The 21,155-nt window shown below is 61.8% G+C and carries 15 protein-coding genes and 1 pseudogene; 6 read left to right on the plus strand and 10 right to left on the minus strand.

Going from position 1 to position 21,155, the window contains the following annotated elements:
* Nucleotides 1-113 precede the first annotated feature (113 nt).
* The gene (locus SGJ19_22770) at nucleotides 114-722 is read right to left on the minus strand and encodes a sigma-70 family RNA polymerase sigma factor (protein MDZ4783079.1); all 609 of its coding nucleotides are present in this window, start codon (nucleotides 720-722) and stop codon (nucleotides 114-116) included.
* A 304-nt stretch (nucleotides 723-1,026) separates the two neighbouring features.
* On the opposite strand from SGJ19_22770, the gene SGJ19_22775 reads away from it, so the two are divergent.
* Nucleotides 1,027-2,856: a S8 family serine peptidase gene (locus SGJ19_22775; GenBank protein MDZ4783080.1), complete on the plus strand. Its 1,830-nt coding sequence runs from the start codon at nucleotides 1,027-1,029 to the stop codon at nucleotides 2,854-2,856.
* A 156-nt stretch (nucleotides 2,857-3,012) separates the two neighbouring features.
* Nucleotides 3,013-7,230 carry a Calx-beta domain-containing protein gene (locus SGJ19_22780; GenBank protein MDZ4783081.1) on the plus strand — a complete coding sequence of 1,406 codons (4,218 nt, stop codon included), beginning with the start codon at nucleotides 3,013-3,015 and terminating at the stop codon, nucleotides 7,228-7,230.
* A 455-nt stretch (nucleotides 7,231-7,685) separates the two neighbouring features.
* Here the strand turns inward: SGJ19_22780 and SGJ19_22785 are convergent, their stop codons facing one another.
* The 4 genes from SGJ19_22785 to SGJ19_22800 all read right to left on the minus strand — a co-directional run bounded on the left by SGJ19_22785 (nucleotide 7,686) and on the right by SGJ19_22800 (nucleotide 10,123).
* Complete coding sequence (locus tag SGJ19_22785) at nucleotides 7,686-8,825, minus strand: cellulase family glycosylhydrolase (protein MDZ4783082.1); 1,140 nt, start codon at nucleotides 8,823-8,825, stop codon at nucleotides 7,686-7,688.
* Between the two features lie 84 nt (nucleotides 8,826-8,909).
* Nucleotides 8,910-9,326 carry a large-conductance mechanosensitive channel protein MscL gene (gene mscL, locus SGJ19_22790; GenBank protein MDZ4783083.1) on the minus strand — a complete coding sequence of 139 codons (417 nt, stop codon included), beginning with the start codon at nucleotides 9,324-9,326 and terminating at the stop codon, nucleotides 8,910-8,912.
* A 163-nt stretch (nucleotides 9,327-9,489) separates the two neighbouring features.
* Complete coding sequence (locus SGJ19_22795) at nucleotides 9,490-9,765, minus strand: transposase (GenBank protein MDZ4783084.1); 276 nt, start codon at nucleotides 9,763-9,765, stop codon at nucleotides 9,490-9,492.
* A 172-nt stretch (nucleotides 9,766-9,937) separates the two neighbouring features.
* Nucleotides 9,938-10,123: a hypothetical protein gene (locus SGJ19_22800; protein MDZ4783085.1), complete on the minus strand. Its 186-nt coding sequence runs from the start codon at nucleotides 10,121-10,123 to the stop codon at nucleotides 9,938-9,940.
* Nucleotides 10,124-10,696: 573 nt separating this feature from the next.
* Between SGJ19_22800 and SGJ19_22805 the strand changes: the two genes are divergently transcribed.
* Both SGJ19_22805 and SGJ19_22810 read left to right on the plus strand, forming a co-directional pair.
* Nucleotides 10,697-12,139 (plus strand): porin, encoded by a 1,443-nt coding sequence (locus SGJ19_22805; GenBank protein MDZ4783086.1) that lies wholly within the window; start codon nucleotides 10,697-10,699, stop codon nucleotides 12,137-12,139.
* Between the two features lie 61 nt (nucleotides 12,140-12,200).
* Entirely contained in the window at nucleotides 12,201-12,737 is a 537-nt protein-coding gene (locus SGJ19_22810) for a hypothetical protein (protein MDZ4783087.1), read from the plus strand.
* A gap of 1 nt (nucleotide 12,738) precedes the next feature.
* Here the strand turns inward: SGJ19_22810 and SGJ19_22815 are convergent, their stop codons facing one another.
* Together SGJ19_22815 and SGJ19_22820 are read right to left on the minus strand one after the other, a co-directional pair.
* A complete protein-coding gene (locus SGJ19_22815; protein ID MDZ4783088.1) occupies nucleotides 12,739-14,127 on the minus strand; it encodes a zf-HC2 domain-containing protein in 1,389 nt (462 codons plus the stop codon).
* Between the two features lie 112 nt (nucleotides 14,128-14,239).
* Entirely contained in the window at nucleotides 14,240-14,794 is a 555-nt protein-coding gene (locus SGJ19_22820; protein ID MDZ4783089.1) for a sigma-70 family RNA polymerase sigma factor, read from the minus strand.
* A gap of 187 nt (nucleotides 14,795-14,981) precedes the next feature.
* On the opposite strand from SGJ19_22820, the gene SGJ19_22825 reads away from it, so the two are divergent.
* Nucleotides 14,982-16,259: a hypothetical protein gene (locus SGJ19_22825; protein ID MDZ4783090.1), complete on the plus strand. Its 1,278-nt coding sequence runs from the start codon at nucleotides 14,982-14,984 to the stop codon at nucleotides 16,257-16,259.
* A 250-nt stretch (nucleotides 16,260-16,509) separates the two neighbouring features.
* Here SGJ19_22825 and SGJ19_22830 read toward each other — a convergent pair whose 3' ends face one another.
* Both SGJ19_22830 and SGJ19_22835 read right to left on the minus strand, forming a co-directional pair.
* Nucleotides 16,510-17,655, minus strand: coding sequence for a DUF1080 domain-containing protein (locus SGJ19_22830; protein ID MDZ4783091.1), 1,146 nt, complete (start codon nucleotides 17,653-17,655; stop codon nucleotides 16,510-16,512).
* Complete coding sequence (locus SGJ19_22835) at nucleotides 17,652-18,515, minus strand: hypothetical protein (protein MDZ4783092.1); 864 nt, start codon at nucleotides 18,513-18,515, stop codon at nucleotides 17,652-17,654. The genes SGJ19_22830 and SGJ19_22835 overlap by 4 nt, the downstream gene beginning before the upstream one ends.
* Before the next feature lie 246 nt (nucleotides 18,516-18,761).
* On the opposite strand from SGJ19_22835, the gene SGJ19_22840 reads away from it, so the two are divergent.
* Nucleotides 18,762-20,678, plus strand: coding sequence for a peptidylprolyl isomerase (locus SGJ19_22840; GenBank protein MDZ4783093.1), 1,917 nt, complete (start codon nucleotides 18,762-18,764; stop codon nucleotides 20,676-20,678).
* Between the two features lie 121 nt (nucleotides 20,679-20,799).
* Here the strand turns inward: SGJ19_22840 and SGJ19_22845 are convergent.
* Nucleotides 20,800-21,117 (minus strand): annotated as a pseudogene (locus tag SGJ19_22845) (DMT family protein).
* Between the last annotated feature and the right edge of the window lie 38 nt (nucleotides 21,118-21,155).

Here is a 21,155-nt window from a genome sequence, read left to right on the forward strand (position 1 = left end):
ATCTGCCGCTGCCCCCCGTCCCATCCAGGCGGATTCGATCCGCCGTGATGATGCGTCATTGCGTCAGGATTCCGCCATGGCGCCCGCGAGTCAACCAGTGCGCGAGCGTTGCTTCAGGCATTCCCGCCTTCGCGTTCAATCTCCTTCTTCAGCCGCTGTACGGCGCGACACCACAGCAACCGAACCGCATCGGAAGAACGATTCAGCCGAGCCGCGATCTCCGCGATCGTCAAATGTTCGCGGTTGCGCCAAATGATGACTTGCCGGTATTCTTCCGATAGACGATCCAGAGCGGACTCGACGCGGTCTTGCTCCTCGCGGCGTGCAGCGCCTTGGCTGGGGCTGGTAATATCCGACGCGATTAGATTCAACAGCAAATCCTTCGAGGCATGTTCCTCGGCCGCCTGCTCGCGGCGGATCGCCCGCTTGGCGCGACGATAGCTCTGTCGAAAATCGGCGATATTGTTCAGCAGTAATCGCCGTAACCAAGCGCGTAAGTCGTCGTCGCCCCGCAGGCTGGCTTGGGCAATGTCGCGTTGAGCTTCCACGAACGTCTGCTGCACCAGGTCCGAGGGACTCGCCTTGGCTTGTAATTCCTTGTCCAGCGAGTCCCGGGCGATCGCAATCAGGAATGGCCGATAAGCCTCCAACAATTGGCCGAGCGAAGTCGCGCAGCCGCCTTGCGCTGCGCGAATCAAGGGAGTGATGGCCAAATCAGACATCGCCATTTTGCCCAACGAATAGCGCGACAACTGCACCGCGCCACTGCCCTGTGGCGAACAACCGCCGCCAACTCTGCTAGTAGATTAGCCACCTCAGAGGGGGCGAACAAGCGCCAGCGACTTCGCCGATCAACAACGCCTGTCGTCTCCCGAAAAACCGGCAGATGCGGAAAACTAACGGTCCACTTGGCGACGGCGCGGAAATGCCTGGCTATAATCCAACCTTATGCTGTGGCGGAAGTGCAAAAAGCTTGTCCGGCGGGGGCCCAAGGTTCGCAAGCTCGAATCCCTGGAGCCGCGCGCCATGCTCGATGCCGCTTCTTTGATAAATCTGGACTTGTACCGCGCTGATCCACGGTTCGCGGGGGCCGACGGACACGGCTATTCCGCCGTGATCATCGATACCGGCGTCGACCTGAACCATCCCTCGTTCGGCCCAGACCAGAATAGCGACGGCGTCGCCGACCGGATCGTCTATCAATACGACTTCGCCGATCGGGACGCCAACGCCAGCGACGGCAGCTCCACGAGCCATGGCTCCCATGTCGCAGGCGTCGTTGGCTCGGCGGACACGACCCATTTTGGCGTCGCTCCCGGCGTACAGTTGATCATCCTCAAAGTCTTTAAGGACTCCGGGGGCGGGGCGGAGATGGCCGATATCGAGGCCGCGCTCCAGTGGGTGGAACAAAATGTCGCCACCTATAACATTGTCGCCGTGAACCTGTCGCTAGGCGTCGGCAACTATGCGTCGGCCGAGACGGGCTATGTCATTTCGGACGAGTTCGCCCGACTCGACGGCTTGGGCGTGATCTGCGTCGCCGCGGCCGGAAACGACTTCTCGAACAGCGGCAGCCAGATCGGCGTCTCGTACCCGTCCGCCGACCCCAAAGTCTTGGCGGTAAGCGCCGTCTGGGCCGATGACTACGGCGCCCAATCGTACGAAGGAGCGGTCGACAACACGACTGCTCCCGATCGTGTGGCCAGTTTCTCGCAACGCCACCCGCAACTCACCGACATCTTTGCCCCCGGGGGCCTGATCACGTCGACCGACCGCAACGGCGGCGTCATCACCCGTCGGGGGACGAGCATGGCGGCGCCATTCGTAACCGGCGCTGCGGTCCTGGCGCAGCAACTTTCCGTGCGCGAACGCGGCCGCCGGCTCACGACCACGGAGTTTCGCGACCTGCTCCGCTCGACCGGCATTCAAATCCAGGACGGCGACGACGAAAACGACAACGTCACCAACACTGGCGCGAATTACCGACGACTCAATCTCCTGTCGCTAGGCGAAGCCCTCTTGGCGGTTCCGGGGCCGCCGACGCTGACGATCGAAAACCTGGTTTTCACCGAGACCAGCGCCGGCCCCACGGCCGCTGGTCTGACCGTGCGACTCTCGCGGGCGCCGGCGAGCCGCGTGACCGTCGATTTTCACACTATCGAAGGTTCCGCCAAGGCCAATGACTTTATCTCCGCCAGCGGCAGCCTTACGTTCGATCCCGGCGGTCCGATTCAACAAACGATCAGCGTCCTCGTCGTCGGCGACCTGCTCCCCGAGCCCGACGAGAACCTGGCCGTCGATTTGAGCAACGCCCGCGGCGCCACGATCGGGCGGGCGCGGGGCGTCGTGGTGATCGTGGACGACGACGAAGCGCTCTCGTATCACAATTCCTTAGAACCGCGCGACGTCAACGGCGACCGCAAAATCTCGGCGCTGGACGCCTTGATCGTTATCAACGAAATCAACGCCAAGGGCTCCTACCGCCTCCCCTCGCCGCCGACTCCCAAACAGCCCTGGAGCTTTTACGACGTCAATATGGACGGCAAGATCTCGGCGCTCGACGCCCTGATTGTTATCAACCACATCAACAATTCGATCGCCCGCCCATCCGACGAACCTGCCGTCGCGCCGGGCAACTTGTCCCCGGACCTGCGTGCTCGGGCCGTCGAACCGCTCGACGCGATCGCCGCCGCTACGACCAGTACAACTGCTCGGGCGAGCGCCGCCGACGCGGTTTTTGCCCTCTCCTCCGCGGTTGCGGACGCGCCGTTTGCTTGCAATAACCGCGCGGCTGTGTACCGTGAAACTTACCGGCGTCAGAATTCGCCGCGCTTCTCCAGTTTGCCCCACGCGTAAACGGGACCCCGTCGTTCCCGGCGGAACTACCCGTCGGATCGCGTCGTCCAAGGGTCGACCGGCTCGGGCCGCGAAACTGGGTGATGCAATCGGTTTCGGATGTTGTGGCGTAGCGTCGATTTTTTTTGGGCCTTACCTTCTCCGTGGAACAGCATTGTGGCCATCAATTTGTATCGCTCTTCACGTCGTACGCGTCCCGCACATCGCTCCTGGTTGCCCAGTTGGCTGGGCGGCGGACGTTCCGGCAAGCGCCGCCTGTTGTTGGCCGAAACCCTCGAAAAGCGCGAGTTGCTGACCGCCGGCCCCTGGTCGCTTTCAGCACAGATTTCGCGCGCCGCATTTCTTGCCGACGGCTCTTCCGCCCCGATGGCCATGGAATCGAGCCCGCAGGATATTTCAATCGCGCCGCCATCGCTCGCCTCCCAGTCGCTGAGTCCGCAGGCGGGCGAAAAAGTTCGCATTCGCTTGGAAACGCAGAATTCCCAGACCTTTGAACCGATCACCAACATTGTTCCTGGCGGAGAATTCCTGCTGCGGGCCTACGTCGACGATCTGCGCGCCGATCCGCAGGGCGTCTATAGCGCCTACGTCGACGTGACCTATGCCTCGAACCTCGTGTCGTCCCAGGCCAGCATCGGAGACGGGGTTGCGAATGAATCGCCCTACACGATTTCCCAGCAAGGAAATGCCCAGACCGCCGGTCTCATCAATGAAGCGGGCGGCGTCTCAATGTCCATTGAGCCACTGGGAGGCGGCGAGAAGTTGTTGTTCACCGTACTCTTACGGGCGAATTCAGCGGGGGAAGTGAACTTCACGCTGGACCCGGCGGACACGTCTGGGAACGAGATCCTGCTGTACGAGGATGACTTCGAGATTCCCGTCGAGGAAGTCGAGTTCGTCAACACGACGTTGACGATCGGCACGGTGCAACCCACGCTATCGATCAGCGACGCCGTGATCACGGAAGGCGACGATGACTTGGTCCTGGCGGAATTCACCGTCACGTTGTCGTCCGCCAGCGATGAATTGGTGACGTTGGACTATGCCACGAGCGATGGCACCGCAACAGCGGGCGCGGATTACGAGGCCCAAACGAACGGCTCGTTGATCTTCGGCGTCGGCGTGACTACCCAGACGATCACGATCCCGGTTCTCGCGGATCAACTGTCGGAAAGTGGCGAAAACTTCTTCGTAACGCTGTCGAACGCGGTCAACGCTAACATTGCCGACGGCATTGCCCAAGGCACGATCGTGGACGACGACGCTCCGGCGCCGACGATCTCGATTGCCGACGCCACGCTCGCGGAAGGCAACACCGGCACTTTGAACATGGTGTTCGAAGTGACGCTCTCGAATGCCGCCGCCACTGCGGTCACGGTGGATTTCTCCACCACGCCGGGCAGCGCTACGGCCGGCAACGACTACAATGTGGTGACCGGCACGATCACCTTTGCCGCCGGTGAGACGAGCAAGACCATTTCGGTGCCCATCGTCGGCGATGCGCAGTTCGAAAGCGACGAGACCTTCACGGTCACGTTGGCCAATTCCAGCGGTCCCACGATCGCGGACAACCAGGCGCAAGGAACGATCACGAACGACGACGCGATGCCGTCGATCACCGTCGCCGACGTTTCCGTCAATGAAGGCGATTCCGGCGCGACCAACCTTGTGTACACGTTGATTCTCTCGCAGGCGATCAACTCCGCGGTGACGGTGGATGTGGCCGCGGTGGCCGCAACCGCCACGGCGGGAACCGATTTCACCGCTTTGACGCAAACCGTCACGTTCGCCCCGAACGAAACGCAGCGGACCGTCACGGTCCAGGTGACAGGCGACGCCGACGACGAGGACGACGAAACGATCCTGCTGAATCTCACCAACGCCGTCGGCGCTACGATCGCGGACAATCAGGCCGTGGGCACAATTATCAATGACGACGATCCGGAACTGCCGCCGGTATTGTCCGTGGCCGACGTGTCGGTCGTTGAGGGCAACGCGGGGCTGATCGACCTGGTGTTCACAGTCACCCGAACTGGCTCATTGGCGGGGGCGTCCAGCGTCACCTTCGCGACTGCGCCGAATACCGCCCTCACCGACACCGACTTTCAACCGCAAAACGTCACGGTCGACTTCGCCGCCAACGAAGCCACAAAGACCGTTACCGTGAAAGTCGTGGGCGATATGCTCGACGAAGAAAACGAAACCTTCTTCGTCAACCTGACGAATGTCACCGGCGCCACGATCGGCGATGCCCAGGCCACAGGCACGATCACCGACGACGACACGCCGCCGCTCACGTTGTCGATCAACAACGTCTCGAAGGTCGAAGGCGACAGCGGTGACTCGCAGTTGGAGTTCACCGTCACGTTGTCGGCTGCTTCCACGACGCCCGTCACGGTCAATTTCAACACGGCCAACGCCACGGCGAACGCGGGCGAGGATTTCGAAGCCAAGTCCGGCACAATTACCTTCGCCATCGGTGAGACGATCAAGACGGTTTCGATCGACATCATGGGCGATACCACATCTGAAAACGACGAAACGTTCTCGGTCAATTTGGCCAGTCCCGTCGGCGCGGAAATCACCAAAGCCGCGGGCGTGGGTACGATCACCAACGACGACGCTCAAGCCCCCGCATTTTCGGTGGACGACCCGATCGTCGCGGAGGGAGACTCCGGCACCACGAACGTGACCTTTACCGTCACGCTGAGCCAGGCCCTCACGACGCAGGCGACGATCAACTACGCCACAGCCAACGGCGCCGCGCTGGCGCCCGGCGACTATACGTCGACTTCCGGCACGCTCACGTTCGCCGCCGGCGAGACGTCGAAGACCGTCACGGTCGCAATCGTGGGCGATACGCTGGATGAAGCCGATGAAACTTTGCGGCTCGTGCTGACCAATGCCACCGGCGCCGGCATTGCCGACGGCGAAGGCGTGGCGACCATCACCGACACGGATCCGACGCCGACGATCTCTATCAACGACCGCTCAGTCGCCGAACAAGACACCGGCACTCGTGGGATGGCATTCACCGTAACGCTCTCGGCCGCCAGCGGCCGCACGGTCACGGTTGATTTCGCCACGGCTGACGGCACCGCCGTCGCGGGAAGCGACTACAACGCCACGACCGGTACGTTGACGTTCGCTCCCGGCGACACCACCAGAACGATTAACCTCACCATTCTGAACGACACGACCGACGAAGCGAACGAGAAGCTGACCGTCGAGCTGTCGAATGCCTCGGGGGCGACGATTCTCGACGATACGGGCGAAGGGACCATCACCGACAACGACCCGGAACCGTCGATGTCGATCGCCGACGTCACGGTCACCGAAGGAGACGACGGCACGAAGGAAATCAACTTCGCCGTCACGCTCTCGGCGGTCAGCGGGTTGCCGATCATCGTCAGCTACGCGACAGTGGCAGGTACGGCCCTGGCCGTCAGCGACTTCCAGACAGCGACCGGCAATCTGACGTTCAATGCCGGCGAGGGAACTAAGACGATCACCGTGCTGGTCGTCGGCGATCGCGTGAGTGAAGTTACGGAGAACTTCACGGTCAAATTGAGCAATGCGACCGGCGCCACTCTGCTGGACGATACGGCCGCGGCCACGATTACCGATAACGACACGGCGCCGGCCATTTCGATTGACAACGTCACGCTCACTGAAGGCGAGACCGGCACGCAGAACGCGGTGTTCACGGTGACGCTCTCGAACCCATCGTCGAAGGCGGTCACGGTGGCGTTCGCGACGGCTGACGGCACCGCCACCGCGGGACTCGACTACACGGCCAACAGCGGCACGCTGACTTTTGCCGCGGGGGAGACCACGAAGACCATTGCCGTGGTGGTTACAGGCGATGTGTTCGCGGAAGCGAATGAAACCTTCTTCGTCAACCTGACCAACCCGACGGAGGCCACGATCGGCACGGGGCAAGGCACCGCCACGCTGACCAATAACGACAGCGGTCCCGTAGAAGGGGAAGCGGCCAGCATTGCCGGCTGCGTGTTTGTCGACGTCAATCAAGACGGCGTCCGCGGCGCCGGCGAGACCGGACTCGCGCACATCGCCGTCCGATTGACGGGAACCGACCGTTTCGGCACGGCCGTCGAACGGACCGCCTTGACCGATGCGGCCGGCGATTACTTCTTCGGCAGCCTCGTTCCCGGCAGTTATACGCTCACGGAATCCCATCCGGCCGATTACTTGGATGGCGTCGACACCGTCGGCACCATTGGCGGCACCACGGCCTCCGATCAGTTCTTCCTGAATCTCGGCGCAGCCCAGAACGGCACTTCGTATAACTTTGCCGAAGTCGGCCTCTCCCCCGGCAACATCTCCCGTCGCAACTTTGTCTTTCCGCGCTAATTGGGCATAGCCCCGCAGGGGCGTCAGTTAGTTGTCAGCGGTGCGAACCGCTGGAATACGCAATGGAGAAAAACTGAGCCCCAGCGGGGCGACACGCCAGGCGGCACAAGAGCCGCCACGAGTGTCGACCCAATGGGGCTCAGGTATTGGACTGGACTCTGAATGCCCCGCTCGGGACGATCGGGCCGGCAGCGTTCGTGTCCTGATCCGGTCGGGAAAACTGCTTGCTTTACCGCCAAAGCAACAGTCGCAACGGTCATGACCGTGCTCGCGAAACTTTTCGTGCTTTGTCCCCAGTGCGGCCGATGTAACAGATATCCACGGAGGATCTACGGTTCACGGATGGGCACAACTTGAGCCGCCCCCTGATGCAGGTTCGTCCTCTATGCCGCTGGATCTCATCCACGCCACCTTCGGCGTGACGTTGGCCGCCCTCATTGCCTTTATTGGCGATATTATTTTGCGCGGCCGGTAATCTGGCGGATGTATTCCACTTCTTCGGCGCGATACGGCTGTCCGTCTGCGCGGAAAATATCGTGGAACCAGACCGGCGGTTCGGTCGCATAGGGCTTTTGCCAGGAATCCCACGGGTAGATCGTGTTGGATTTGCCGGCGACGAAGCCCCAATTGTAGGCGCCGATCCCCTCTTTCTTGAGGTAGCCGAGCACCGGATCAAACGTGCTGCCGACCGGCCGGGCCATGTATTCCGTGCAGACCAACGGCCGTCCGTAGCCGCGCAAGTGCTTGACCCAATCGGCCATCTCGTCCGGCTTGCCGTAGCTGTGATAGCTGACAATGTCGGACTCGGCGAGCTGGATTTTTTCGACGGGAATCAACTTGGCCGGATCGCCAATGCGGTTGTGCACCCACACGCCTGAAGTCAGCGGTTGCGTGGGGTTTTCCTCACGGGCCCAGGTGAACGATTGTGCGATCAGTTCCGCGACCATCTCCTGCTTGCCGGCCGGTTCCTGTTTGAGATTCCCTTCGCCGTAGCTGTTGCCATTGAGATTGTCTGGTTCGTTCCAGAGGTCCCAGACCTGCACGCGGCGGTCGTCCTTAAAATGTCGCACCACGCCGCGGACGTAATCCTCCAGCAGCGCATGCCGGCTGCGATCCATCAAATCCTTGGCGCCCGGACTCTGCACCCAGCCGGAGTTATGCAAACCCTGCTTCGGCGGGCGCTGCGGGCCGAGTTGCGGATTCGGATCCCAGACGCTGTCGAATAGCACGAACATCGTTCCAACGCCGTGCTTGTCGGCCGCGGCGAGATATTGATCCATCCGCTTCAAGAAGCCTTCGCGGTCCTGCTCCCACAGCAAATGGTGCAAGAACACGCGCATGCTGTTGAAGCCGAGGCTCTCGGCAAGCGCCATTTCGCGGTCGATCGCCTCGATATCGAACGAGTCCGCCTGCCACATTTCCAACTGATTGATCGCGTAGGCCGGCGCATAGTTCGATCCGACCAGCCACGGCTCGCGCTGCTGCCAGGCCTTGGCTTCCGCGTCGGTCCAGCGTTCGCGGGCGGCTACCGCCGGAGACACGCACGCCGCGATCAGCAACCCGGCGAGCAATCGAGAGCCTAGGCGCAAAGACATCAGAGAATCCTCGTCATGGTGTTGAAATTGCCGGAGAAGTGCCGCCTGGCAATGTCGCCAGAATAGCAGCCGCGGACGGGAAATTCACCTCCCGGCGCCGGCGGCCGGCCGCTCCTTGAGCAGGTCCCGAATCTCGGACAAAAGTTTCTCTTGGGCCGTGGGCGCCGGCGGAACGCTGGATTCCTGTTTGCGGCGCATCGTGTTCACCAGCTTGACCAGCAAGAACACCGCCATGGCCACGATCAAAAAGTTGATCACCGCGTTCAGGAACATGCCGTAGTTGATCGTGACCGCGTTATTGTCCGGGCCGTTGACGGGAAGTTCGATCGCCAGCTTTGAAAAGTCGGCCTTGCTGCTGGCCCAGCCGATGGGCGGCATCACGACGTCTTTGACCAGCGAATTCACGATCCCGCCAAATGCCCCGCCGATCACAATCCCCACGGCCATATCGACGACGTTGCCGCGCATCGCGAATTCTTTGAACTCTTGCAGCATGCCCATGACGGGGCTCCTCGTTGACGGAGAGAGAATGTTTTGGGTCGACACTAGCCCGTAGTGGCTGTGAGTTTACTTCACTTGCGGGTCGGTGACTTGTGATGTGGCGGGTTTTTTGCGGGGACCGGTGGTTGAGGGCGTGGCGGCCTTGGGGGCTGGTGCGGTTGGTTCAGGCGGTGCTGGGGAGGACGCCGAGGTCAAGCATTCTCAGGAAGTTGAACGAGATCGCGTGCCACAAGGCTACGGCACGGACTTTGGTCAGGCGGCGGACGCGAAATTGATAAAACCCGCGATTGCGGCAATCGGCGCTGGGGAATTCGGCGATCGAAGGGCGTCGTCGTGGGATTGCTTTCGCGTCCTCCGTGGCCATTCGCTGGCGGAAGGCGAACATCGCGTCGGTGTCACGCATTTGCGTGAAGTAGGTGGCGTCCGTGCTGCCCGGCACGGAGGACGCGAAGTCCGGCTGCAAATAAACTTAGAGTCGATCGGAAACGTCGCCGGAGATGATCACTCGCGCGGCGGATCAGGAACGACTGATTGTCGCCGACGGAGCGGTCCCCCAAGATCTGCGCCGGGGCGCCTTCTTCATCGACCTACTAGTTCCACGTCAACGTCATTCAGCTGGCGCCTCCAACGACTTGCTCAACCAGGCCTTTGCATTGCCGCAGCAAGCCTTCGATGGAACGCAACTTGCTCTCGTCGTCGCGACTGTGGGCCGGGTGCTCGCGGGCTTCCCCAAGCTGGATCGCCAGATCATCAGCAAGTCCCCAGCAGCTTCGAGTCAATTCGCGGTAGTTGCTCATGTTTTGGTTCGTCACAAAAAAATGGAAGCGTCCGCCCAATCGCGCCACTCTCGACAGGCGTGGATACGTTCACCCTTACGCGGCCACTCGAAACAAGCAGCTCCGCCCTTGCCATGCCGCAGGCAACAAAGCGAATGGCGTGCCGCGGATGTTTCCGTGAAATGTAGCGAAAACGGTGATGTTCCCGCGGGCTTTTGCCGGGCAACCCGTGCCAGGCAGTTGGAAGGCCGCTAAATGTGATGGCGGCGTCTGGGACGGAAAATGGAGGTGTGACCACCCCGCGTTGCCGCCATCCGGTCGCTGACTTTGCCGATTCTACGGCCTGTCGTGTCGACGAGCGTAACGATCACTCCGGACGCGCCGATTCGCCGATTCTACCGGTGCCGCCAGGGATAACGGCGGCGCCCCATCCGACAACGGTAGGCCGCGTAGCTAGTTCGCCGCGCGATGAGTCGAAGCCACGACAGTCGTTCGGACAATGCTGAGTCGAGTTCTTGTCGCAGGGAAGCGACAAGCGAAATACATTGGCCGACAACTGTCCCCAGAACAGCGTCGGCTGGGAGCCTATCCGCAATGCGCTTCGTGGCTGTTATCGTTTGCGCCTGCGCGCTCGTCCCGGCGACAGTGCCGTCCGCCTCAGCTCAAACGGCGGATGCAGCGCGGCTCGATGCGCTGCAGCGTCAGTTGGCCCAACAACAAGCCGAGTTGCAGCGGTTGCGCCAGCAGGTTGATTCGCAACAAGCCACGATCGAGCGGCTGCCGCCGACGGTCGAGCCGATTTCGTTGCAAACCGGCGGAACGGCGAAGGACTCCGCCGTCGCCAAGGCCGCGGAACCGAAAAAGGGGGACGACGGTTGGATCGACCTCTCGTCGGAGAAATGGACCATCAAGCTTGGCGGCCATGTCCAGACCGACTACGTCATGTGGGCCGATCACTCGCCGACTATTCCGGCGCAGAATTATTTCGAATTCCGGCGGCTGCGTTTGGTCGCCGACGGAACTGGGTATGGTGTATTTGATTTCCGGTTGCAAATGACGTTGGAGCCGGAAACTGTCGGCGAAAGCGGCGGCGCAGCGACCTCGCCCGACGTGAAAGACGCCTATCTCTCGATGAACGAGATCCCCTTCATCGGCCGCGCTCGCATCGGCAACTTCTTCGTACCGTTCGGTCTGGAGCAAGTCACCAACGATACGAACAACATCTTCTTGGAGCGATCCATTCCCACGCAGGGCGTGTTCACGGCGGACCGGGAAGTCGGCGTGGCGTTTTACAATTGCACGGAAGATCAAAACCTCAGTTGGTCCTGCGGCGCATTCATCGACAGCATCAGCGATACCATCAAGGAACGCATCGACGACAACCAGGGCCTCCGCCTGAGCAGCCGCGTCGTCTGGTTGCCGTACTACGATGAACCGTCCAAAGGACGCTACCTGATTCACACCGGCGCTGGCGTCCTCTACACCGACGACCAGGACAACAGCATTCGCTTCCGCACGCGCCCGCAGATTCACGAGGGCCCGCGGCTGATTGACAGCGGCGCGCTCCTCGGCAGCACGTACACGACGGGAAACCTGGAACTGGCCGGCGTTTATGGTCCCTTCACGGCGCAAAGCGAGGCCTACGTTTCCTCGGTGAACCTGAGCAACGGCGATCAGAAGACCTTTAACGGCGCGTACGTTCACTTCAGCTACTTCCTGACTGGCGAGAACCGGATTTACGAACGGTTCGGCCAGCATGGAGCGCAGTTCGGGCGCAATGTGCCGTTCACGAATTTCTTCCTGGTGCCCGGCGGCAAAGGCTGGGGCGCGTGGGAAGCCAAGACGCGCATCTCGTATCTCGATTTGGACGAGGTCGATCGCGGCCGATACAACGACGTCACGGCAGGCGTCAACTGGTACTGGACGGAGCGGATTCGCGTGATGTTCGATTGGATTCATCCCATCACCACCGCGGAAACCACGTACGGCGAGACGGAATCGGACATCCTCGGCATGCGCTTCGACTTCAACTGGTAGTCGTCGCCGAACTCCTTCAACTCACGTCCCCTCGCGGGGAGTCAATACAAGGGAACAAGGAATGCGTGGACATCTCATTTCCAGCCTGCTGTGCGCGGCGATTTGCACGACCTGGCTCGCAAGTTTGTCAAAGGCCGGCGACGGCTGCTGCACCCACTGCGGCTGTTCGGCCCATTGCCGCAAAGTGTGCCGGCTTGTCAAAGAAGAAAAGAAAGTGGAGATCACCTGTTGGGGCAGCCAGTGCGAAGACTTTTGTCTGCCGCTCCCCAGCCGCCCCGGCTGCAAGCATTGCAAAATGGTCTGCGCGGAGTGTGACGATGTCTCGTGCGATTGCTACAAGCCGCACGCCACGCCAAAAAAATTCGTCTGGCGCGATTGGATTCCGGGTTGCGCGCGGGTTCACACGAAGAACAAGCTGATGAAAAAGGTCGTCGAAGAAAAAGTGCCGGCCTACAAATGGGTCGTTGAAGAGATGTGCGATGAATGCACCCACGGCTGCCGGCAGGAGAATGCCGACTTAGTGCGCGGCGCTGCTCCGAACGACGCAATTCCACTCCCGCCGACCGAAGGTGAGGCGCTGGCCATGGACCAGCGGTAACTCAGGTCCTCACCTTATACACGGCCGGTTCCGGAGCAGCCGGCGACGGCTGGCAGCGAAAACTGTTTTGCAGCCACCAGGCTTGCCAGCCTTGGAGCGCTTGGCGCTGGAGGTCATCGGCCGATTCGCGCCAATGCTCGATCGGGCAATCCATTTCAAGACCGGTGAGCCGGCGCAACGCCGTGGCGGCTTGCACGCGGATTTCTGGATCGTCGTCGGCGAGCAGTTCGATCATGTCGCCGATCAACGACACGGGCGCTAAGTCGGCCAACAATCGCGCGGCGTGCCGTCGGCGCTCCTGCTGTTGCTGTGAATCTTCGGAACGCACATACCGCGAGAGCGGCACCGTGCAACTCGGCCCCAGCGAACGCAGCTCGGCGTCCGAGAGCAAGTTCATCTTGGTCTCGCCGAGATGTGACAAGAGCGCATCGACCTGCGCGCTCAACTCCGGGTCGTCGGGCGATTTGAGCGCCAAGAGCGGATTCATCCACGCGGTGATGAGCGCCAGACTATAAGCTCGATCGCGCCGCGAGACTTGCGAATTCGCGATCACCAGTTCCTCGCCGGCGCGCAGCGGCTCGGTACGATTCAACAGTTGCACTATGGCGTCGCCGGAGGCCGCGGTGACGAACATTTCTGAATCGGCGCGACGCACGTCGACCGCGCCGCCTTGGGCCAGCACCGCTCCGTCGGTCGTTTTCACGCAGATTTCATCGCCTGGTTGCGTCCCCGCCCAGACTTGCCCGCGCACAAGTTCTAGTTCGCTCCCCTGGCGGACATCGACCTGCGTATCCACGTTCATGCGCGCGGTATTGCCATCGGGACAGGTGAACTCGCACAGCCCGTCGCTGGCGGTGCGAATTGAAGCGCCGAGCGGCACTTCCTGGCCAGCCACGGCGGCCGTCCAGGCGCCTTGTTGATCCGCCAAGACCTCGACGTTGCCAACCACAGAGGCAAGCACCGTTTTCGCGGCGACGGTCGGCGGCGGCGCATTGCTCGGCGCGTCCGGCGCCGGCACTGGTCCCAGGTTGACGGTCTGCTGCACGGCCGGCGTTTCTGCCCAAGGCCGCCACACCAGCAGCGCCAACAAAAACCCTGCCGCCAAGCCGCCCAGGAATGCAGGCCAGACGCGCGAATTCGTCGCCGCCGGCGAAGTGCGCAGTTGCTCGCGATGCAATTGACGAATCGTTCGCGCCGCCACGGTCTCACTCGCGGCGCGCCAGGCCGTGAAACCGGCGCGCAATTGTTCATCGTCGCGCGACCATTCCGCCTGCAACTCCCGGCAGGCTTCACAGGTGGCGAGATGCGCGTCGAGCGCAGCGCAATCTGCGTCCGGCAATTCGCCAGCCAGCAATGCCGCGATCAGGTTTTCGGCTGCTTCGCAGTTCATATCATCAGCTACTCCAAATGCTCTTCCTCGCCGCCGTTCATCGTCTCCTTTCGCTCCGCGAAAGGCCGGACCTTTCGCGGAGCGAAAGGAGACGATGGTCGACTTCTCTGCGTCAATTGCTCCGTTTGCTCAGTCTTGACCGTAGCAGCGCTCGCGCGCGCGTCAGGCGCGCGTTGACCGTGGCCGGCGCGATGCCGAGCAATTGCGCGAGGTCGTGATACGTCAGGTCATTGTAGTAGTACAGCATCACGACCTCGCCCAATTCCACCGGCAGCGCTTCCACGGCCGCGAGCAAGCGTTGTACCTCGTCCTCATGTTCCAGTCCCGCATCTGGCCCGAGTTGCTCGTCCGCCAGGTCTTCGGCCCGCATCGCCTCGCCCAAGGCCGCGAACGGGACGACCGACGCCGGGCGCGATTTGATCCAGTCCAGGCAGGCCCGGACCGCGATCCCGCGCAGCCAACTGCCGAATTTCTCCGGCTCCGCCAGCGTGCCGAGCGCACGGTAGGCCCGCATGAGCGACTCTTGAGCCAGGTCCTCCGCTAGATGGGACGACCGCACATGCGCATGGCAGACCGCCAGCACGCGCCCCGCCCAGCGGCGCACGAGCTCTTCGAACGCCGTGGCGCCGCCGTCGAGCGCCTGGCGGACCAATTCGCCATCGGTCATTTGCGGTCTGTCGAATAGTGAAAGTCGGACCCAAGCCCCAGGGATTGCCCTACCTTAGACGATCTCCGCAGGAGCGACACTACGCGATTTTTCGCCGAAGTTTCGCATATTCGCGTTCATGGGTTGCTCGTCTAGGAGGTTAAGCCGGCAGCCGAATCCAATTTTCCGAAATCATGGGAGCAATGGTATGCGATACCTCCTTACCGCCGCGATTCTGGCCGTGGCCGGGTGGCTGAACTTTTCTCCGGCCCCGGAGTCGCCGCTGGTCGTACATGAATGGGGCACGTTCACCAGCTTTTCCGATGCCAAGGGAGAATTGGTGTCCTTCCGTCCGCTCGTGGCCAACCGGCTGCCGACATTCGTCTTTGATCGCCAGCGGCAACATGGCACGCCCGACGTGTCGTTTTCCAAGCCGACCGTCTGGGCCAGACAACGGATGGAAACGCCGGTCACGTATTTCTATACCGATCGACCGCGCGATGTGAGCGTGAGCGTTGACTTCCCGCAGGGCTTCCTGACCGAATTCTATCCGCCGGTGCGCAAGCTGCTGCCGCCGGCCGAAATGTGGCAGTGGGAGTCGGGAATGAACAACGCCCGGCTCGATTGGGGCCAAGTCCGCTTGATTCCCGAGGCGGAGTTCGATCGCACCATCGGCGCCGAGGCCGCCCGCGCGGGACGAAGCGCGATTCCGCTCGTCTCCGGCGATGATCACTACGGCCACGCCCGCGCCACGGATTCGGCCATCGTCGAGTTCGCGAACCCCGAAGGGCACGGCACGCACTACGAGAAGTTTCTGTTCTACCGCGGTCTGGGTAACTTCGATCAGCCGGCCAAGTTGACGGCCCAGGGCGGTGGTAAGTTCGCGCTGCAAAACGATGGCGACCAAGACTTGCCGCACGTGTTCCTGGTGGAAATCGAAGGGCACAAGGTCCGCTACAGCTACTATGCGGCCGCCAAGGCGAAAGCGACGTTGGCTATGGAGCTTGCGAGCGAACCATCGTCGATCGACGCCGTGGCCGACGCCATGGCCGAGTCGCTCGTCGAAGCCGGCTTGTTCGAGAAGGAAGCCCGCTCGATGGTCAACACCTGGCGCAGCAGTTGGTTCACGGAGTCCGGCACGCGCGTGTTGTACATGTTGCCGCAGCCTTGGACCGAGGCGTTGATTCCGCTGAAGATCGACCCGCAACCGCAGAGCACGCTCCGCGTGATGGTCGGCCGGTTGGAAGCGATGACGCCCGAGCAGGAGAAAGAATTGGCGACGTTGATCGCCTCGGACACGCCGGAAGCGGTCGTTGCGGCCGCACCGCATAACGTCCTCGGCCGCCTCGGCCGCTTCGCCAGCGCCGCCGCCTACCACGTCGGCGGGCAACTCCCCACCGAAGATCTACGCAATCGAGCCAACCAAATCAGCAGCGGACTCTGCCTCGTCGAGGACGCCCGCGAAGCGGAAGTGGCAAGCCGGTAGGCGACCGTGAAGTCAATGTCCGTCGGTGGCAGCGGACATCTCTCCACTCACGCGACAATTCTCGGAGCGGCCCGCGAAACACACGAAACACGCAAAAATAGAAGGCAGAGGGATCAGTGCTTCTGCCGCCTCGATCAGAACGAATCTTCAACTCCCACTTTCGCGTTTTTCGTGTGTTTCGCGGGCCGCTCCGAACTCCTGAGAACGCTGCGTGGAACAACGCAGTCACAGACCTCGGCGACAGACGGAACTACGGTTGCTCGTCCAGTTTCTTGATCCGCAACTGCTTGAAGCGAATCACGGAATCTTCTTGATGCATCTGGAGTACGATATGTCCGTCACGGATGATCGAGAGGCGATCGGTCTTGGCCACCGTGCGGCCGTTCACGCGGACCAGGGCTTTCGAGTCTTTCACGAAGAGTTGCAGGAGGTACCATTCGCCTGGCGTGACCGGCGGCTCCTGCGCCCGGGCGACGTCGTAGATGCTGCCGGTGGGGTTGTTGCTGTCGGGAATGTCCTCGATCTGGATCTCGTACCCGCGGTCCTTCGGCGTCAGCGACTTCCAGCGAAAAAACACGCCACCATTGGACAGAGGGCTGGCCTGCACGTAGGTCTCAAAGGCGATATCGCGCCACGTGTCTGCGGTGATCATGTACCCGTTGCCGTCGCGCGCGACGATCGCGCCGTCTTCGACGCTCCATTTCACCTCGCCGGCCTCGGACTGGTCCCAGCCCTGGAAATCCCGACCATTGAATAAATCGGTCCAGCGCTCCCGGCTGGGCAATTCGCGAATCCGCGCGTTGCGATACCAGGTCGGCTTGCCCCGGTCTTGTAAGCCGAGGTAACCGGAACGCTTGCGATAGCGCAGTTCTTCGTGCTCGTCGATGTTGATGTCCTGCACGACGCTGCCGTTGATCGTCACTTGTAGTCGCGGCCACTCGAAACGCACCTGCACGAGATTCCACGCATCCACGTCGGCGGCATGCTCGCGCGGCGGCAGGACGCCGAACACCGCGCCGCTGGAGGCCGTGCAAGTGCCCGGGTGCCGCGAGTCGTCGGAGAGTTGGATCTCGAACCCGACGTTACTGGTCCTGCCGTGAAGCGGCGCATGCAGGAACACGCCACCCTCGCCGTAGTTTTCCAGTTTGTATTCGAACTCCAGCTCGAAGTTCTCGTACTCCCGCTCGCTCCGCAGCCAGGCCGGATAGTTTCCTGCTCCCGTGCAGTAGATGGCGCCATCGGCTTGTACTGCGAACGACGCGCCGTGTTCGGCGACCCAACCGGCAAGGTCCTGGCCGTTGAACAGTGGATGCCATTCCGTTTCGGCGGCCGAGGCAGGTGCGAAGGCAGTGCCAGAGATGACCAGCAAGAACGTGGCGAGGCGAAATGCAATCATGGCGTGGTCGGTGGGGGAGGAGGCGGGAGTTGTTCCATCAGGCTAAGCAGAAACGTGGCGAGACGATCGGTCGCCACGAGGGCTTGTTCTTTGAGGTTCCAGAAGTCTTTCACGCTGTTGGGACGGCGTACGATCGCGCCAGCCGCCGCGCCGAGTTTGCCGGCCATCGTGGGGCGCTCGATCAAGCGTTCGACATCGCGCGGCAGTTCATCTTGTGCGGCGTCGCTGATCACGCGCACCGCCATAAAGCGCGTGCGCTCGCGCTGGCAGACTTGGGCGACGGCAAAGCTCTCCATGTCCACCGCGAGCGCCTCGTGTTGTGCCGCCAAGGCACGCTTCTCATCCGGCGTGCGGACGATCCGGTCCACGGTCAGCAGGCGTCCGACATGCAAACCCGGCTGCCCCGTCGGATCGAGCTTCATGTCGATCGCCAGGCGCTCGCCACTCAAACTGGCGACGGAGTTCCCCACGACCAGATCGTGGCGCTTGACATCGTCGGACAATCCGCCGGCGAAGCCAATCGAGATCAACCAGCGGGGACGGTGCCCTTCGATTACCGCGGAAGCCGCCTCCGCCGCTCGTCTCTGACCGACGCCGGACTCCACAAGCAGCACGCCGCGGCCATGCCATTCCGCGTGATACGCCTTGAAGGCGGCCGCTTGGATCGTCACCAGGCCCGGGATCCGGTCCACCAGCCCGCCCAGTTCCATACCGAGCGCCGCGACCAACGCGATATCGACTTCAGCCGGCGGCCCCTTGGGGGAACTTTCACCCCGTCCCACGGCGTCGAAAGCGGCGCGGGTCGCCGCTTGTTGGACGCGCGAACGCAACCAGTTCTGCAGTAGCGACTGCCAAACCATGGGGAGGAATCGGAACGCGGGGGTCGGAACGCGGATCAGGCGTAGATGATAGACTACTTCCCCCGCCGTTTCACCCGTGGTCCGAGCGGCGTTAAGTCCCTTTCGGAGCGAAACTTCCGCGATCCCGGCGATTTCGGCCGCCGTGCCGCACCTTTTCCTTGCGTCGATCCCTGTTCGGGAAAACAATAGAAATTCGCACTTCGGGAATACTCCTCAGCCAATCCAGACGCGCATCCATCGATCAATATGCCCAAGCAGTCGAAAACCCGAAAATCGCCGCTCAGTTGCCTGGAATCCTTGGAGGCCCGCTGGCTGTTCGCCGGCCAATTGCCCGGCCTGGGAGACGCCACGCGCCAGCACCTTTCCATTTTCATCAACGGCCAGGAGGAAGCGGTTCCGGCCGAAATCGGCGTGTTTCAAGACCACGTGGAACTCGTGCATACCAAGTTCAGCAATGGCGTGATCCGCGTGGCGCCGGGCGAGACGCCAACGGTTCCGACGGAATTGCCGACGCTGGGCGATTTCTTCGAGACCTGGCGGACGAAAGGTGGCATTGCCGGCAATCGGGCCGACGCCTTTTTTGACTCCACGCGTATTTTTGGCCACGCCGTCGACGCCGGACACACGCTGCGATTGTTCGTCAACGGCGTGCCAAGCACGCAATTCGACAATCACCGTCTAGGCTTCAACGAGGAATTGACGATCGTCTACGACGCAATCGCCAACACTTCGCCGCAACTGGTCGAACTGCCCAATGTCACGGTCTTGGGCGGCGCGCCGCTGCTTGTGGGGCTCGACGCCTTCGACGCGGATTTCGACGCGCTGTACTTTGACGTGCAGAGCAGCAACCCCCAGTTGCAGGCTTCGTTCCTGGAAGGCCGCAATCTGCGCATGAGCGTGCAAGGGTTCGGCGATATGGTGTTTCAACTCTTCGATAAGCAGACGCCTCGCACTGCGGGTCGGATCGCCACGCTCGCACAGTCCGGCTTTCACAACGACATCACGTTTCATCGCGTGATCAATCAATTTGTAATCCAAGGCGGAGATCCCACGGGGACCGGCAGCGGCGGCTCGGATCTGGGAGATTTCGATGATGAATTCGTCGCGGATCTCCAACACACCAGCCCCGGACTGCTGTCGATGGCGAAAAGCCTGGATGACACCAACGATTCGCAGTTCTTCGTCACTGAAGTGGCGACGCGACATCTGGACTTCAATCACTCGATCTTCGGCAAGTTGATCGAAGGCGATGCCGTTCGCGAAGCCATCAGCAATGTTTCCACAGATGGCAACGACAAGCCGCTGGCTCCCGTGCGGATCGAAGCCACGACCGTCTTCCAGGACAGCGCCAATCGATCGCTGCTGCTGAAAGCGCAAGAAGGAGTTTCGGGAAGTTCTACGATCACGGTTTCCGTGAGCGACGGGCGCTCCGTCACGCAGCGCAGTTTCGTCGTCCAATTTCAGCCGGATTTGACCGGCGGCACTAACAATGCGGCGCCGTTTCTCGCGCCACTGCCGGCCACCGTTTACTTGGTGGACGATCAGCCCTTGGCACTGCCGCTGTTCGCCACGGACGTGGAGAACAATCCGATCCGGTTCCTCACTGTGGCGAACACGAACCTGACGACGACCAAGGTCGAGGCGCCAATAACGCCGGTCGGGCAGGTCGCAGAAACGAACCTGACGATTCAGCGCAAGCCCGGGTTCACCGGCACAACGCAGCTTACGCTGCGCGCTCAATCGAATGCGAATGCGACCAATGATTCGCAACGCGACGTACACGTGTTCAATGTGCAGATCATTACCGGCGTGCTACCCGGTGACGCCAATGGCGACGACCAGGTCGGCGTGGCGGATTTGCAGATGGTCCGCGCGGCGTTTGGCTTCGAGGGCCCGGACAACCCGGCGGACGTGAACGACGATGGCCAGGTGAACCTGGCGGACTTGAGTATCGTCCGCAATACATTCGGACTGGCGCGGGAAGCGCCGCCAGCGCCTGCCAGTTCCGCCATGTCGTCGGCGAGCGACGCAATGGAATCTCGCGCCGGCGATCGGGCGGTGGACGCGGTGTTTCAGGCGCTCTCGCTCGAGCCAGCTATGCTTGGCGCCGCATGGCACACGGACAGCCGAGCCAAGCGAGCATCGCACAACCGAGTGCGTTAGTTTCGCTTGAAGCGTATTAGCGCAGCGTCGACGCTGACGCGGCGTGTTGTTGCGCCGGCGCGACGGCAGGCGGGCCTTTGAAGGCATCGCTCGCGGCGCTCTTTCGATCGTCCTTGACGCCGAAGATGAAGACCACGGCAGCCAGCAGGCAGCCGAACGCCGCCAGGTAATTCCAACGCAGCGGTTCCTTCAGAAAAATTACCGAGAAACCAGCGAAGACCACGAGCGTGATCACTTCCTGCATGATCTTCAATTGTGCGGCCGTGAACGTGCCGTGCCCCCAGCGGTTCGCCGGCACTTGCAGGCAGTACTCGAAAAACGCGATGCCCCAGCTCGCCAGGATCGCGATCCAAAGCGGCGTGGACTTGAATTTCAGATGACCGTACCAGGCAAACGTCATAAATACGTTGGCCAGGGTCAGCAGGATGACAGTGCGCATGTTCTAACTCCCAGGAATCCCTGCCACGCTTTGCAAAT

Source organism: Planctomycetia bacterium (genome assembly GCA_034440135.1).
Lineage (GTDB): Bacteria > Planctomycetota > Planctomycetia > Pirellulales > JALHLM01 > JALHLM01.

Coding starts and splice junctions, on each gene's coding strand:
- SGJ19_22770 (MDZ4783079.1), bottom strand. CDS start 722: ATGTCTGATTTGGCCATCACTCCCTTGATTCGCGCAGCGCAAGGCGGC.
- SGJ19_22775 (MDZ4783080.1), top strand. CDS start 1,027: ATGCTCGATGCCGCTTCTTTGATAAATCTGGACTTGTACCGCGCTGAT.
- SGJ19_22785 (MDZ4783082.1), bottom strand. CDS start 8,825: ATGTCTTTGCGCCTAGGCTCTCGATTGCTCGCCGGGTTGCTGATCGCG.
- mscL (MDZ4783083.1), bottom strand. CDS start 9,326: ATGGGCATGCTGCAAGAGTTCAAAGAATTCGCGATGCGCGGCAACGTC.
- SGJ19_22800 (MDZ4783085.1), bottom strand. CDS start 10,123: ATGAGCAACTACCGCGAATTGACTCGAAGCTGCTGGGGACTTGCTGAT.
- SGJ19_22805 (MDZ4783086.1), top strand. CDS start 10,697: ATGCGCTTCGTGGCTGTTATCGTTTGCGCCTGCGCGCTCGTCCCGGCG.
- SGJ19_22810 (MDZ4783087.1), top strand. CDS start 12,201: ATGCGTGGACATCTCATTTCCAGCCTGCTGTGCGCGGCGATTTGCACG.
- SGJ19_22815 (MDZ4783088.1), bottom strand. CDS start 14,127: ATGAACTGCGAAGCAGCCGAAAACCTGATCGCGGCATTGCTGGCTGGC.
- SGJ19_22820 (MDZ4783089.1), bottom strand. CDS start 14,794: ATGACCGATGGCGAATTGGTCCGCCAGGCGCTCGACGGCGGCGCCACG.
- SGJ19_22825 (MDZ4783090.1), top strand. CDS start 14,982: ATGCGATACCTCCTTACCGCCGCGATTCTGGCCGTGGCCGGGTGGCTG.
- SGJ19_22830 (MDZ4783091.1), bottom strand. CDS start 17,655: ATGATTGCATTTCGCCTCGCCACGTTCTTGCTGGTCATCTCTGGCACT.
- SGJ19_22835 (MDZ4783092.1), bottom strand. CDS start 18,515: ATGGTTTGGCAGTCGCTACTGCAGAACTGGTTGCGTTCGCGCGTCCAA.
- SGJ19_22840 (MDZ4783093.1), top strand. CDS start 18,762: ATGCCCAAGCAGTCGAAAACCCGAAAATCGCCGCTCAGTTGCCTGGAA.